The following is a 13,745-nucleotide window of genomic DNA, read 5'->3' as shown; positions in this document are numbered from 1 at the left end:
AGGCCGTGCCCAAGATAGCGCTGGACAGGGCGATTACAGCCCATTTCAGCGGCTTGCGGTACCATGAGTTCATCAATTTCTCCTCCTTGTTTCATTAAAATAGCGATGGCGTCGGCTATGCGTTCCGACGGGTTGCATTCTCGCCTCCCCTCTTAATGTAAACGCTATCATTTATTTTCGCCCTTAGTGTAGCATCGAAAGGTTCACGGAAACAGGGCGTTTTTTGCCTTTTTCAAGAAAAACAGGTTTATTTTGTCCGTATATTCGACTTGCCTGCCGTCCGATCGGCATGGCAAAGCCTCCGTCTTCTGCGCATGGCAGGAACAGAGGCTTCATCACGTGACGCGGCTTGCAAGCCTGCGATACTTCCCCGGGCGGCGCTCGCCGCAGAGCAGCGCCGTCAGCGCGGCTGCTGCAATCCGCGCACCCAGGCCAGCGCGGAGTCCAGGCTGTCTCCGTCCACTTCTTCCAACGACAGGTCGAGGAGCGGCTTGGCCGCATGCAGCCGCGCGAGAAACGGCTCCGTCGCGAACTGTCCCTGGCCTGGAGGCAGGTGGCGCAGCTCGGAGCCGGCGGTAGCCGCATCCTTGAGATGCGCGAGCACGATCCGGCTGCCGAACCGCTCGAACGCCTCGTCGAGAAACGCTTCCTGATCATCCATGAGGCTGACAGTCAGCAGGTTGACCGGATCGAACACGACGCCAAGCGTCGACGAAGGCACCTCGCCCAGCAGCCGCTCCATCTTGGCTGCGCTGGACAGCGTATGGTAACTGACCGGCTCCAGCCCGATCGTCACTCCCCAGCGCTCCGCTTCCTCGGCCAGCTCCTCTACCGTCTCCTTGAGGACGCTCCAGCCGAACGCTTCGTAATCGTCCGGACGCCGGCTCGCATACGTCTGGAGCGATGCCGTCTCCGTCGCCACGATCGGCGCGCCGAAGTCTCTGGCGAACCGCAGATGCTCCTTGAACCTCCCGATTTCGCGCCTGCGCGCCTCCGGATCGGGATGGATCGGATCGATGTAGCAGCCCAGCACTCCGATCCGCACGCCGACGCGCTCAAATTGTTCCGCGATATGGTTGGCAAGCGCCGGACTGAGCTTGCCCGGGCTCGTGTCGATATCCGCAATCGCCTTGGAGAGCGCCAGCTGCACGAAGTCGATGCCCCGGCCGGCAAGCTTGCCGGTCAGCTCGCGCAGCGGCAGCCGGCCGACCGTATGCGCCAATGTGCCATAACCCATCTGCCCATTCTCCTTCCCGCTGCAGACTCGCCATCTCATACAGAAGACGCGCAGCATCTTCATTTTACAATGCCCATGGTCCAAAAACCCGGCTGAAATCAGTGGAAAACGGTTGCAAAACAGACCCCCTGAACCGTCCTTGGAGCTGAAAAGCCTCCAAAGCCGATTCAGGGGGCAGCCATTCCTTTTAGCTAGCTCGCTGCTCCGCCGCGAACCGGCGCGAGCAGGAACCAGCGCGGATCGGAACCGAGCCTCCGGTCATGCTTGAATTCGCTGCCTTCCGCCAGGATCAGCTCGCCGCTCTGGCGATCCTCCGCCATCGCCAGCGCCAGTCCCGATTGCCGGTGGATCAGCATGCCCCTCTCCTCGTCGATCGGCAGCAGGCTCCATTCATGCTCGCCGGCCGCTTCGGCGGCGGCCAGCATGACCTTCCTCTGTTCGGAGTCCGCTGCAAGATAGCGTCCCGTCCGGACATTCCGAAGGCGCATGCTTCCCTCGGCGGCGGGCTCGACCGCCCAGATCTGCTCGGCGGCCTGATAATGGAGATTCGTGCCGATCGCCGCTTCGCCGTCCGCTGCGAGGTACAGCCGCTCGCCTACGTCGCGGATTCGGATCCGCTGCTCCTCCGGCTCTTGGACGACAGCCTCGACCCGCCCCGTCTCGAAGTCGATCTCCAGCGTATCCGCCCAGCGCATCTCCATCGTCCGGTCGTCCGGGAACTCCAGCAGAAGCAGCGCATAGCCGGACTGCTGGTAGTCGGTCGGATCCCAGCGGTCTCCCAGGTAGAGATAGGAGGTCGTCTCCGTGCCGCGTACCGGCACGATGAACGTCGGCTGCGTGTCATAGGTCGTCGCGTCCCCAAGCGGCAGCAGCGGCGACCAGCGGCCGGTCAGGCTATCCGCGTACGCATAGGCTCCGGGATTGGGATGCCAGCCCGTGCAGGCCGAGGTCGTCATGAAGTAGACGCCGTCGCGCTTCATCACCGCCGGGGCCTCCCGGTATTGGCCCGGCCACAGCGTCTTGACGAGCTCCTCGATGACCAGGTAGTCGTCCGACAGCCGGTAGACGAGCAGATCCGCATTTTCCCTGGCCGCCGACAGGAAGTAAGCCGTGCCGTCGTCGTCTTGGAACAGCGTGCAGTCCCGGGACATGTGGCCGATCGGATTGAAGCTGCCGCGATACGTATAGTCGCCGTCGACCGTGTCGCAAGTCGCGACCGCGCAGCGGGCATCCCGATAGTCGTTGCCGTTCTCCCAATGCATCCACATGACGTATTGCCCCGTCTTGGCGTTGAACAGCACCTTCGGCCTTTCGATATTGGCTCCGATGGCCGTCGAATACGGATTCAGGTCGAGCGAGGAGCGGCAGTAGAGCGGCTCGACGTCGGAATCCAGCGTCAAAACGTCGCCTCGCCATTCCCAGTCCGACAGCGTCCGGGACCGGTAGCAGCTCACCTTGCGGCGGCCGGTCCGGTTCTCGCCGAACAAATAATAGAAGCCGTTGTCGTACAGGATGCCTCCGCCATGCGCATGGAGCGGCTCCCCGTCCTGGTCCAGCCACGGCGCACCGTTTTGGTTTTGGATGATCTTCGTTCGGCTCATGCTTGCTTCCCCTCCGTTAAGCTCTATTTCAGTCCCATATTAGCCATCGTATCGACTTTCTTGACGTCGCTGTACCACTCGTTCACTTCCTTGGCGATCTGCTCTCCGCCCTTTGCATACCATTGCTTGACGAAGGTGTCGAACGCCTCGAGAGGCTCTTTGCTGTAGATGATTTTCGTATACGTCTCCTGCTCCATCGTGTTGAGCTGCTCCAAAGTGCTTTGCATCGTTTTCGTCGGAGGCCCGTTGAACGCGTTCGGCAGCAGCACATCCGCGTTCTCGTAGGAGATGACGTAGCCTTTTTGAGTCGTCGCATCGTTCGAGTTCGATCTCATCAGAACGCCGTTGTCCGGCTTCACGCCTTGCGCGAGATCATAGAACGATTTGCCGGGACCGTCGACGGTCGGCGTATTTTTCGTGAAGGACATCTTTCCGACGCTCTGCACCGCATCCAGCGGCTTGTTGAACTTCTGCGGATCGAAGGTGACCTCGCCGTTCACGATATCGTAGTCGTACCCTTGGGCATAGCCGTACACGAAGTCTCCGGTGCCGAACGCCGCATCGTACAGCTTGTCGTAGTAAAGGAAGAAGGCATCCATCTGGTTGAAGTCCTTGTTGAACATGAATACGCCGTCATTGAGCTGGCCCGACTGGTACGTCTTGCCTCCGTCGATGCCGTTGATCGTCGGATAAGCCTCGATCTTGGCGCCTTTGACGTTCTTCTCCACGTCTTTGACCGAGCCGTACAGCCAAGGACGGCCTACGATGATGCCGGCCTTGCCTTCCGTGAAGTCGGCCAGCGCGTCCCAAGCGCCTTTCGTCGCCAGCTCCTTGTTCAGATACCCCTTGGAGTACCAGTCCCTCAGCTTGGCCAGCGCTTCCTTGTTGCCCGGATCGACCGAGCCGTAGACGAGCTTGCCGCTGCTGTCCTCATTCCACTGGCGCGGGATGTTCTTGCCCGTGAAGGCGCTGAAGATCATGACCGGATCGCTGACCCAGCCGGTATTGTAGGAATCCTTGCCGGACAGCGTGAAGCCGTACGTGTCTTTCTTGCCGTTGCCGTCCGGATCTCCGTCCGTAAAGGCGGCGATGACCTGCTCGAACTCCTCGATCGTCGTCGGCGCCTTCAGCTTCAGGTTGTCCAGCCAGTCTTGGCGGATCAGCATGACTTCGCCTTCGGTCAGGTTGGGCGCGATCGCCATGCCGTACACCTTGCCGTCCCGGATGACCGGATTGAACGTCATCGGATATTCCTTGTAGATCTTTTTCAGCCGCTCCGGCATGTAGGACTTGATGTCCTCCGTGATTTCCTTCACGCGTCCCGACTGGATTAGGTCGTTGGCCAGCATCGTATCGTAGACCGGGATGATGTCCGGCAGCTGCTCGGAGCCGGTCAGAGCCAGCCGCAGCTTGTTGTTGTATTGAGCCCCGTCTCCGCCGAGCAGCGTCGTCTCGACCTTGATGCCGAGCTTCTCGACTCCCCAGCGAGTCAGCACGTTGTCGTTCAGGCTTTCGCCCGGCAGATACTTGCCTGCGTTCTCGTCCTGCTGCTTGGCGATCTTCAATGTAATCGGAGGATCGAACTTGCCGTCTTTCAGGGTGCTTCCCTTTTCGGAGGAAGGCTGGTCGCCGCCGCTGCAGCCGGCGAGGAGGCCTGCCGACAGAAGGGCCGTCATCAGAATCGAGCTGGCTTTTTTCATCGTTCTGTCCCCTTTTCATTGTTTGCTTTATATGGGTTGAGTCATTGAAGCCGCTATTCTTTTACCGCGCCCAGCACGATCCCTTTGACAAAATACCGCTGGAGGAACGGATACACCAGGATGATCGGCAGCGTGCTGATGAAGATCTGCGCCGCCTTGATGCTCTGCTCGGCCATCGCGTCGACTTCCGCCTGGCTCATCGCCAGGTTCTGCATCGTGTTCTGGACGACGACCGTCTGCAGGAACGACGCCAGCGGATACCGCGAGGTGTCGGACATGTAGAGGAGGCCGTCGAACCAGGAGTTCCAGTGGCCCACCATGATGAACAGCGCGACCGTCGCCAGTCCGGGCAGGGACAGCGGCAGATAGACGCTTCGGAAGATCACGAAGAAGGAGGCTCCGTCGATGAACGCCGCTTCCTCAAGCGCCTTCGGAATCGTGCGGAAGAAGTTCATGAGCAGGATCAGGTTGTACGCTCCGAACGCTCCCGGCAGCACGAGCGCCCAGATCGTATCCTTCATGCCGAGGCCGGTCACGAGCAGATACGACGGGATCAGGCCGCCGGAGAAGAGCATCGTGAAGACGAAGATCCACATCAGCGCGTTCCTGCCGCGGAACTCCTTAGACAGCGCGTAGCCGGCCGTCGTCAAGATGGCCATGCTGATCGCGGTGCCCAGAATCGTCCGGATGATCGAGATCATCATCGAGCCGGTGAAGTTGGAGTTGTTGAACGTCTTGACGTAGGCGTCGATCTGGAAGGACACGGGCCAGAACGAAACCATATTCCCGTTGATGGCCGCTTTGCTGCTGAATGACTGGGCCAACAGGTGGAGGAGCGGCAAGAAGCAAGACAGTGCGATCACGATGAGAAGGAGATGATTGAAGATCGAGAATACCTTGTATCCCGTCGTTTTATGGTACAATTCGCACCCTCCTTTTTAAAAGATCCTGTAGTTGGCGAACTTGTAGGCGAAGCGGTACGATAGGACGATCAGGATGAGGCTGATGACGGACTTGAACAATCCGACCGCCGTGCCGAAGCCGTATTGTCCGTTCAGCAGCGAGGAGCGGTAGACGTAGGTGTCGATGATGTCCCCGGTGCTGTACACAAGCGGATTGTACAGGTTGAAGATCTGGTCGAAGCCCGCGTCCAGGATGCCTCCCAGGCTCAGCGTGGCGATGACGATGATCATCGGCAGCATCGACGGCAGCGTCACATGCCAGATCTGCTGGCGCCTCGTCGCGCCGTCGATCTCGGCCGCTTCATAATAAGAGGGATCGATTCCGGCAATGGTGGCGAGATAGACGATCATGCCGAACCCGAAGTTTTTCCACAGGTCGCTCAGGACGACCGTCGGCCGGAATAGAGACGGATCGCCGAGGAAATAGATCGGCTCGGTTCCGAAAACGCTTGTCAGGATGTGGTTGATGCCGCCTTCCAAGCCCAGGATGTCGATCATCATGCCGGCCACCGTCACCCAGGACAGGAAATGCGGCAAGTAGACGAGCGTCTGGATGCTCTTCTTGAGCCCCATGCTCCGGATCTCGCTGAGCAGGATGGCCGTCACGATCGGAACGACGATGCCGACCGAGATTTTGGACACCGCGATGATCAGCGTATTGTAGATGGCCTGAGAGGCCTCTTCGTACTGGAAGATCCTGCGGAAGTTCTCCAGCCCGATCCAGCTCGATCCTGTGAGGCCGAGCCACGGCTTGTAATCCTGGAAGGCCATGATCAAGCCGACCATCGGACCGTAGGCAAAGGTAAGCACAAAGACTAATGCGGGCAGGCACATCAAGTAAAGCGGCCAGCTGGCTCGGATTTCCTTGCTCCATGGCTTCTTGCTGCTCCTGACGGAGCGGACCTTTTTCGTCGTGCCGGGCACGGGTTGCGTCGCGCTGTCGATGGTCATCCCCTCCTCATGTAACCGGTTTCTGCAATCATCTTAGCAAAAGCGCTTCCACTCCGAAATGTCCCGATTTTAACATCATGGCTATAATCTGAATCACTTTAAGAGCGCTTTCATCAATTGCTGGAAACGGCTTTTTCTTTTTGGAAATCGAGCTTATGATAAAGGGAACGGAATTGATCTAGCTCTGCGCCGCGGAAAGGAACGCTACCATGAGAAGAAAAGTCACGATGAAGCAGTTCATCTATTTCTTCATCATTTATTTCCTGCTTACGCTCGCCCTGTTCATCGTCATGAACCAGCTCAGCTCCCGCACGGTCGAGTCGAGCCTGATCCATTCGTCCAAAAACCAGATGGAGTATGCGGACGAAATTCTGGACGGCATCATTTCCGAAGCCGCCCTGTATGGAACCCGCTTCGTCTCCGACATCGACGTCCGCTTCTATCCGCAGCAGCGGCGGGAGCTCGGCAATTATGACTATCAGATGAAGAAAAACGAGATTCTGCGCCGCCTGGAGGACATCCTCATCTCCAGCCATGTCGTCGAGTCCATCGGCATCTATTGGCCATCCGACGGCACCTTCATTACGACGAGCCATGACTTGCTCGCCAGCCAGATCTACCAAAAGGTCCAGGCCAAAGGGTGGCAGACGGTCGGCGGCAGCCTGTACTATTTCGCCAAATATCCTTATATCCAGACCGATGCCGGAGCGTTTCCGGAACCGTATATCGTCGGCGTCCAGCTGAAGACGGACTACCTCCGAAGCCTGCTTGGCAAAGCGGTCAGCGATGCCGCCAGCTCGAATGCCTTTTATGTCGTGAACGGAAAGGAGCTGTGGAGCAGCCGGAAGGTGGATGAGCAAATCGCCGCCGCCATGCCGGAGCTGATCGTCGAAGGCCTCGGAGACGGCATCCAAGACGGCGAGATTCGGAAGTTCGACTACAAGTCGAGCGAAGGCGACTTCTACATCCTCGCCCAATACATCGCGCAGATCGACACCTATCTCGTCACCTACACGCGCATGAGCGATTTCCTGCTCCCGCTCGACCGCAACCGCCAGGCCTTCCTGCTCAGCATCGCGGCCGTCGTCTTGCTCGGACTGTTCGTGATCCAGATGTTCTACCGCAATTTCTATCGGCACGTCCATCTGCTGCGCAAAAAGTTCCAGCTGGTCGAGCAAGGGAACTACAATACCCGGATCCCGCACAAGAACGACAATGAATTCTCGAGCCTGTTCAACGGCTTCAACCATATGATGGGAGAGATCCAGGGGCTGTTCGCCTCCCTCGAGACGGAGACGGAGCTGAGGCGGACGGCCGAGTTCAAGCAGCTGCAGGCCCAGATCAATCCGCATTTCCTGTACAACAGCCTCTTCTACATCATGTCGGTCGCCCATTCGTCTCCCGATGCCATTATTAGGATGAGCAAGCACCTCGCTGAATATTACCGGTATATGACGAGACTGGACACAAGGCCGGCCTCCCTCGCTTCGGAGCTCCAGCTGGCGGAGCACTACCTGGCGATCATGTCTCTCAGCAAGCAGATCCGCTACGAGATCGACCTGCCGCCCGAGCTGGCGGATCAGCCCGTCAAGCCGCTGATGATCCAGCCGCTCGTGGAGAACGCGATCCAGCACGGCATCGAAGGACGGCAAGGCGCCTGCGAGGTGTCGATCCAGGTCCGGCATGACGAGGAAGGGGGCGTCGTCATCGCCGTCTCCGACGACGGCAAGGGACTCGATCCGGCCGAGATCCAGCTGCTGGCGGAGCGGATCGAGCGCAGCGAGCCTCCGGAGGGAGATCGCGGCATCGGGCTGTGGAACGTCAGCCGCCGATTGAAGAATACGTACGGCGAGTCGAGCGGCTTGCGCTTCGTCGCCAACAGCCGGGGCGGGCTGTCCGTGCTCATGACGATCGCTTCGCCGACGGAAGGAGGAGGATAAGATGCGGGTACTGATCGTAGATGACGGGCATTATGTCGTGGAGTATTTGAAGCATCTGCTCGATTGGAAAAGCTTCGGCATCAACCGCGTGGAGACGAGCACGAATTCGATCGAAGCCAGGGAGCTGCTGGACGGGAACGGCATCGACCTGCTCATTACCGATATCCGGATGCCGGAGGTATCGGGCATCGACTTGCTGGAGCATATCGACCGCTCCAAGCTGAAGACGAAGGTCATCTTTTTGTCCGGATACTCCCAGTTCGACTACGCGCAGAAAGCGATCCGCCTCGGCCTCCTGGACTATCTGCTCAAGCCGGTCGACAAGGACGACATGGAAAAAGCGGTCCGGCATGCGACCGAATCCGTGCGCGAGCACGAGCGGACGCGTCCGCTCGTGTGGGAGCGGTTCGACGGCTTGCGCTTCCTGCTGTCGATCGTCGCCGAGAGCCGAAGCATGGCGAGGGAGGACGAGCCCGCCCTCCGCCTGCTCGGGGAGGAGCCGTTCTGCTTCTTCAGGCTGCCGGAGCCTTCGGACATGGAGGAGGCGTCCGTGCGGGACCGTCTGGGCAAATTCGACCGCTTCGCCTGGAGGACGGAGTCCGCGCTCTCCGGAGCGATGCCTCATGCCGCGGCCGAGGCGCTGGCCGGACGGATCGGATCGCTCGCTTTTTCCGAGCCGTTCTCGTTCGCCCATCCGCATCAAGTCCGGCATCGCTTCTATTCGTTCTTCCTCCAGGAGAACGTGAGCTTCGCCGAGGTGGAGCGCATCTCCAGGGACCTGCCGAGCATCGGCGAGAAGGAGCCGCGAGGGAAGCTGTGGAGCAAGAGGTACGACCAGCTCGACGGGGCCAAGCAGCAAAAGATCTACGTCATGGAAATCATCGCGAGCCTGCATGCAGGCAGCGGGTCCGACCGGACGGCCGATGCCGCCGAATGGATCTTCGATCTGCTGCCCGATCCGCAGCTCGCCTTTCAAGCGATCGTGCGCGACAGGAGCGAGACGGAAAAGAGCAGCCGGCACTGCAACGCGAACGTCGTGCGGATGGTCCGCGACTACGTCGACGAGCATCTGGCCTGCGGCCTGAGCCTGGAGGAGCTCGGCGAGCATGTCCATCTGCATCCGGTCTATCTGTCCAAGCTGTACAAGCAGGAGACCGGCCAGAACCTGTCCGCCTATATCGCGCTGAGACGGCTGGAGAAGGCTTCCCGCCTCCTGAAGGAATCGAGCCTGCATGTCGCCGACATCTCCCGGATGGTCGGGTACAAGAAGCCGCAGTATTTCATCAAGCTGTTCAAGGACGAGTACGGCATCACGCCCCACCAGTACCGCAGGCTGCAGCTGGGGTGAGCGGCGCCGGCTCCGCAACAAAAAGCCTCCGCCTCCTGCATCCTGCAGGAGGGGAGGCTTTTTCATCATGCGATGGTTCTAACGTCTGGCGCCAGGTTTTTTCCAGAACGCCGCCAGGCTGTAGATCAGCCCCGTGATGGCCAGGCCTGTGATCAGGCCCTGCCAGAAGTCGCTCAGCGGCGTGCCGAGGCGATGGACGAGCAAGCTGGCGACGACGAGCACGAGCGTAGCGATGGGAACGATCAATTTCATGGCATTCTCTCCTGTCCGATAAAAGATGGCGTTCCGAATATCCTCAAGCGTTGATGGCGTTGATGCCGAGCAAGACGAGGGCTCCCGTCCCGACCGCCCACACGACGATGGCGACGGTCTGCCATAGGACGACGGACCGCTTGGGCGCGCCGGAGGCGATGCAGATGAGAGCGGCGATATGATCGCCGATCAGCAGCGGCCCGAGGAGGGATACTCCGGGCACGCCGTATTTATGAAACAGCTTCTGGCCTTTCTGCCAGCGCTTGTTTTCTTTTTCCTGCGTCCGCTGCGACTTGCTCCGCCCCTGCATCCACTGGCGGAACCGGTCGCTGGCCAGGATGACGGCCATCACGGACACCCAGTTGCCGACGATGGCCGCGCCGATCGTCAGCAGCGCCGGGAAGCCTACGGCGATTCCGAGCGGGACCGCGAAGTAGCCCTCGAGAAACGGAATCATCGCGACGACCATGACCCCGAAAAATTGAACCAGCGGATTGGATTCTCTAAGCTGTTCAAAAAACGATTCGAATTCCAACGAATTTACTCCCCTTGAGATCAGATTTTATAGGCCTTCATCGCCTTGCGCAGCTCCTTGAAGCTCGGTCGCTTGCCGTAGAGCAGCACGCCGGTGCGGTAGATCTTGGCCGACAGCCAGCCGAAGACGTAGATGCTGACGAGCATGATGATCAGCGAGACGCCGATCTCCCAGTATTCGACGCTGCCGACGCCGGAGCGCAGCACCATGACGTACGGCGAGAAGAACGGGATGAACGAGGTGATCTTCACCAGCATGCTGTCTGGAGCGGCCAGGTTGAACATGCCAAGGTAGAAGCCGCCGAGCGACAGGAACGTGAGCGGCATGACCGCCTGGCCGAGATCCTCGGTGCGGCTGACGAGCGAGCCGACGGCCGCGTACAGCGTCGCGTACAGGAAATAGCCGGTCAGGTAGAACAGCAGCGCCACGATCAGCAGGTCGGGGCTGACCTCGGACAGATGGATGTTCATGTCCCCGAGCGCTCCCTTGTTCGTCGGCAGGCTGACGTTGACGAACACGGCCAGCACGTAGATCGCGATCTGCAGCAGGCCGACGAGGAACATGCCGAAGATTTTGCCGAACATGCTGTTCAGCGGCGATACGCTCGTGATGAGCACCTCCATGATGCGCGAGCTCTTCTCCGTCGTCACCTCGCTGGCGATGATCTGTCCCGTCGCCATGATCGACATGAACAGCAGGAACAGGATCGCGTAGACGAGGCCCATGTTGATGCCCTGCTGGGTAGCGGAGCGTCCGTCCTCCTCGCCGGTGCCCGCGTTGATCTGCACCGACTTGACGTCGACCGGCGAGTAGAGCAGCTGCTTCTGCTCGGGCGTCAGGCCGGCGGCGTTCGCCTTGACGAGCTGCAGTCCGGCCCGCAGCTCCTCGGCGGAAGAGCCGTCCATCATCTTCTCGGACTTGTAGACGGCGTCGTAAAAGCCCGTGTCCGCGTTCGGCTGGAGCTGGATATAGCCGTCGATGCGGCCGTCCGCGATCGCAGCCTTCAGCGCGGCTTCATCCGCGGCCGCATCGCCGGAGGCGTCGATCGGCACCATCGCGAGGCTGCGCGCCTCCTCCGGCTGGGAGGCGAAATACTCCTCCAGCCAGCCGCCGACGAGCGTCGGCGTGACGCGGCTCTCCGCCGCCTCGGCCTGGACGGACGCATAGCCGACCTGCTTGGCGCTGGAGCCGCCCTCTCCTTTGAACAAGGAGATGATGTAGGGCAGGTTGATGACGAGCGAGAGGATGGCGACGAGGATGATCGTCGTAACGATGAACGCCTTGCCTCTCGTCTTGTTGCGGAACGTGAATCCGGTTACGTTCAGGAAATCATTCATGCGTCTCACCTACCGTCTTGATGAAGATTTCGTTGAGCGTCGGCTCGAGGATCTCGAACCGGCTCACTTCCGCCTGCGCCATCGCATGGCGCAGGATGCCCCTGCCGGACGCCTCGTCGGCGATCCGGATCTCCCAGCCTCCCTGCTCGAGCGCCTTCACGCCGAGCACGCCCGGCAGCCGCTCCAGTCCGTCGATGTCGCCGTCGGCGGCAAGCCGCACCTTTTCTCGCGGGAAGCGGCCCTTGATCTCCTTGAGGCTGCCCTTGAGCACCTCATTGCCGTACCGCAGGATCGTGATCTGGCGGCACAGCTCCTCGACATGCTCCATGCGGTGCGTCGAGAACAGGATCGTCGAGCCGTTGTCGCGCAGCTCCTTGACCGTCGCCTTGAGCAGCTCGACGTTGACGGGGTCGAGGCCGCTGAACGCCTCGTCGAGGATGAGCAGCTGCGGCTGGTGGATGATCGTCGCGATGAACTGGATCTTCTGCTGGTTGCCCTTGGACAGCTCCTCCACCCGCTTGCCGTAATACTCCGGCACGCCGAAGCGCTCCAGCCACTGCTTGAGGCTCCTGTCGGCGTCGGCCGCCGACATGCCCTTGAGGCGGGCGAGATAGACGAGCTGGTCGCTCACCTTCACCTTCGGGTAGAGGCCCCGCTCCTCCGGCAGGTAGCCGATGCGGCGCAGCTGCTCCTTGGAGTAAGGCTTGCCGTCGTACAGGATCTTTCCTTCGTCCGGGAAGATCAGTCCGAGCACCATGCGCATCGTCGTCGTCTTGCCGGCGCCGTTCGCTCCGAGCAAGCCGTAGATCTCCCCGCGGTCCACCTCCAGGCTGATGCCGTTCACGGCGGTCTTGTCTCCGTACTGCTTGACGACCTGGTCGACTACTAGCGGCTTCATCGTTCGCATTCCCCCATTCGTTGGTAAAAAAAGCTTATCGCGCCTGCCGGATCAGCTGCTCCATGATCTCGTCGAGCTCGAGGGCGCGCTGGCCGGTGATCGGCAGCCCTCGCTCCCGGCACCAGCCTTCCGCCTCCCAGGCCCGGCTCGTCACGACGCGGCAGGTGCCGCCTCCCGACTCCTCGGCCTGGACAAGGCCGGGCAGGTCGGCGACATCGCCTTCCGACACGGCGCCCCCGAGTCCCGGCCCGACGTAGAACCGGTGCCAGGAGGAGAGCAGCTCATCCTTCTCGTACACGCCGATGATCCGGCCGTCCGCCATGATCGCGATGTAGTCGGCCAGCCGCTTGACCTCGTCCAGAATATGCGTGGCCATCAGGATCGTATGCCGCCCCCGCTCCATATAGCGGTGCAGCTCGCCGACCAGCTTGCGCCAGGACAGCGGATCGAGGCCCGAGGAAGGCTCGTCGAGCAGCAGCAGCTCCGGCTCGCGGGCGAGCGCCAGCGCCAGCTCGAACTTGCGCCGCATGCCCTTGGACATCTTGCCGAGCCGCTTGGACGGCTCTACCTCGAATTCCCGCAGCAGCCGCTCGAACTCGCCTTGATTCCAGTCCGGGTACCAGGCGGAGACGAACTCCGCCTGGCTCGTGCCGCGGAGCGAGGCTTCGATCTTGCTGTCCTCCTCCGGCACATAGGCCATCCGCCGCTTGAGCTCCGTATCGTCGAGGCCATCGCCGACGCGCTCTCCGAGCAGGCGGATCTCCCCCTCGTCCGCCGCCGTCAGGCCGAGCAGCAGCCGGAACGTCGAGCTCTTGCCGCTGCCGTTCGGGCCGACGATCGCGGTGACGCAGCCGACCGGCGCTTCCAGGTTCAGCGGCCCGAGCCGGAACGCCTTGCGCAGCTGGACCGCCCCGTGGAGCCATACCGCCGCTCCCGCCGTTTCCCGCTCGGCGGCTCTCGCTTCCGTGTTCATCTCCCGCATGC

General features: G+C 60.8%; 12 protein-coding genes. 2 read left to right on the top strand and 10 right to left on the bottom strand.

Going from position 1 to position 13,745, the window contains the following annotated elements; all coding sequences use genetic code 11:
* Positions 1–400: 400 nt before the first annotated feature.
* The 5 genes from NYE40_RS05530 to NYE40_RS05510 form a co-directional block, all read right to left on the bottom strand.
* Complete coding sequence (locus tag NYE40_RS05530) at positions 401–1,237, bottom strand: sugar phosphate isomerase/epimerase (protein ID WP_339279495.1); 837 nt, start codon at positions 1,235–1,237, stop codon at positions 401–403.
* A 191-nt stretch (positions 1,238–1,428) separates the two neighbouring features.
* Complete coding sequence (locus tag NYE40_RS05525; RefSeq protein ID WP_339279494.1) at positions 1,429–2,838, bottom strand: family 43 glycosylhydrolase; 1,410 nt, start codon at positions 2,836–2,838, stop codon at positions 1,429–1,431.
* Positions 2,839–2,861: 23 nt separating this feature from the next.
* On the bottom strand, positions 2,862–4,538 hold the full coding sequence (locus NYE40_RS05520) for a hypothetical protein (RefSeq protein WP_339279493.1): 1,677 nt from the start codon (positions 4,536–4,538) through the stop codon (positions 2,862–2,864).
* Positions 4,539–4,591: 53 nt separating this feature from the next.
* Positions 4,592–5,461: a carbohydrate ABC transporter permease gene (locus NYE40_RS05515; RefSeq protein ID WP_028600350.1), complete on the bottom strand. Its 870-nt coding sequence runs from the start codon at positions 5,459–5,461 to the stop codon at positions 4,592–4,594.
* A gap of 15 nt (positions 5,462–5,476) precedes the next feature.
* Positions 5,477–6,451: an ABC transporter permease subunit gene (locus tag NYE40_RS05510; protein WP_339279492.1), complete on the bottom strand. Its 975-nt coding sequence runs from the start codon at positions 6,449–6,451 to the stop codon at positions 5,477–5,479.
* Between the two features lie 209 nt (positions 6,452–6,660).
* Between NYE40_RS05510 and NYE40_RS05505 the strand changes: the two genes are divergently transcribed.
* The gene (locus NYE40_RS05505; RefSeq protein ID WP_339279490.1) at positions 6,661–8,391 is read left to right on the top strand and encodes a histidine kinase; all 1,731 of its coding nucleotides are present in this window, start codon (positions 6,661–6,663) and stop codon (positions 8,389–8,391) included.
* A 1-nt stretch (position 8,392) separates the two neighbouring features.
* Complete coding sequence (locus tag NYE40_RS05500) at positions 8,393–9,739, top strand: response regulator (protein ID WP_339279488.1); 1,347 nt, start codon at positions 8,393–8,395, stop codon at positions 9,737–9,739.
* A 78-nt stretch (positions 9,740–9,817) separates the two neighbouring features.
* On the opposite strand, the gene NYE40_RS05495 is transcribed toward NYE40_RS05500, so the two are convergent.
* The 5 genes from NYE40_RS05495 to NYE40_RS05475 are packed head-to-tail and all read right to left on the bottom strand — an operon-like array spanning position 9,818 to position 13,743.
* Entirely contained in the window at positions 9,818–9,991 is a 174-nt protein-coding gene (locus NYE40_RS05495; protein WP_153782959.1) for a hypothetical protein, read from the bottom strand.
* A 43-nt stretch (positions 9,992–10,034) separates the two neighbouring features.
* Positions 10,035–10,526 carry a small multi-drug export protein gene (locus tag NYE40_RS05490; protein WP_028600346.1) on the bottom strand — a complete coding sequence of 164 codons (492 nt, stop codon included), beginning with the start codon at positions 10,524–10,526 and terminating at the stop codon, positions 10,035–10,037.
* 20 nt (positions 10,527–10,546) lie between these two features.
* Positions 10,547–11,863 carry an ABC transporter permease gene (locus NYE40_RS05485; RefSeq protein WP_153782920.1) on the bottom strand — a complete coding sequence of 439 codons (1,317 nt, stop codon included), beginning with the start codon at positions 11,861–11,863 and terminating at the stop codon, positions 10,547–10,549.
* Positions 11,856–12,761, bottom strand: a complete 906-nt coding sequence (locus NYE40_RS05480) for an ABC transporter ATP-binding protein (RefSeq protein ID WP_153782919.1) — start codon at positions 12,759–12,761, stop codon at positions 11,856–11,858. The genes NYE40_RS05485 and NYE40_RS05480 overlap by 8 nt, the downstream gene beginning before the upstream one ends.
* Positions 12,762–12,795: 34 nt before the next feature.
* Positions 12,796–13,743 carry an ABC transporter ATP-binding protein gene (locus tag NYE40_RS05475; RefSeq protein WP_228551280.1) on the bottom strand — a complete coding sequence of 316 codons (948 nt, stop codon included), beginning with the start codon at positions 13,741–13,743 and terminating at the stop codon, positions 12,796–12,798.
* Positions 13,744–13,745: the final 2 nt, after the last annotated feature.

Origin of the sequence: Paenibacillus sp. FSL W8-1187, from assembly GCF_037965485.1 — a bacterium.
Classification (GTDB): domain Bacteria; phylum Bacillota; class Bacilli; order Paenibacillales; family Paenibacillaceae; genus Paenibacillus_O; species Paenibacillus_O pasadenensis.
The sequence above is the reverse complement of the archived record's forward strand: the minus strand, read 5'-3'. Positions and strand labels throughout refer to the sequence as shown.

Excerpts from the sequence above, each read along its gene's own strand:
- NYE40_RS05475 (WP_228551280.1), bottom strand. The coding sequence starts at position 13,743 with ATGCGGGAGATGAACACGGAAGCGAGAGCCGCCGAGCGGGAAACGGCG.
- NYE40_RS05480 (WP_153782919.1), bottom strand. The coding sequence starts at position 12,761 with ATGAAGCCGCTAGTAGTCGACCAGGTCGTCAAGCAGTACGGAGACAAG.
- NYE40_RS05530 (WP_339279495.1), bottom strand. The coding sequence starts at position 1,237 with ATGGGTTATGGCACATTGGCGCATACGGTCGGCCGGCTGCCGCTGCGC.
- NYE40_RS05495 (WP_153782959.1), bottom strand. The coding sequence starts at position 9,991 with ATGAAATTGATCGTTCCCATCGCTACGCTCGTGCTCGTCGTCGCCAGC.
- NYE40_RS05505 (WP_339279490.1), top strand. The coding sequence starts at position 6,661 with ATGAGAAGAAAAGTCACGATGAAGCAGTTCATCTATTTCTTCATCATT.
- NYE40_RS05500 (WP_339279488.1), top strand. The coding sequence starts at position 8,393 with ATGCGGGTACTGATCGTAGATGACGGGCATTATGTCGTGGAGTATTTG.
- NYE40_RS05520 (WP_339279493.1), bottom strand. The coding sequence starts at position 4,538 with ATGAAAAAAGCCAGCTCGATTCTGATGACGGCCCTTCTGTCGGCAGGC.
- NYE40_RS05485 (WP_153782920.1), bottom strand. The coding sequence starts at position 11,863 with ATGAATGATTTCCTGAACGTAACCGGATTCACGTTCCGCAACAAGACG.
- NYE40_RS05525 (WP_339279494.1), bottom strand. The coding sequence starts at position 2,838 with ATGAGCCGAACGAAGATCATCCAAAACCAAAACGGTGCGCCGTGGCTG.
- NYE40_RS05510 (WP_339279492.1), bottom strand. The coding sequence starts at position 6,451 with ATGACCATCGACAGCGCGACGCAACCCGTGCCCGGCACGACGAAAAAG.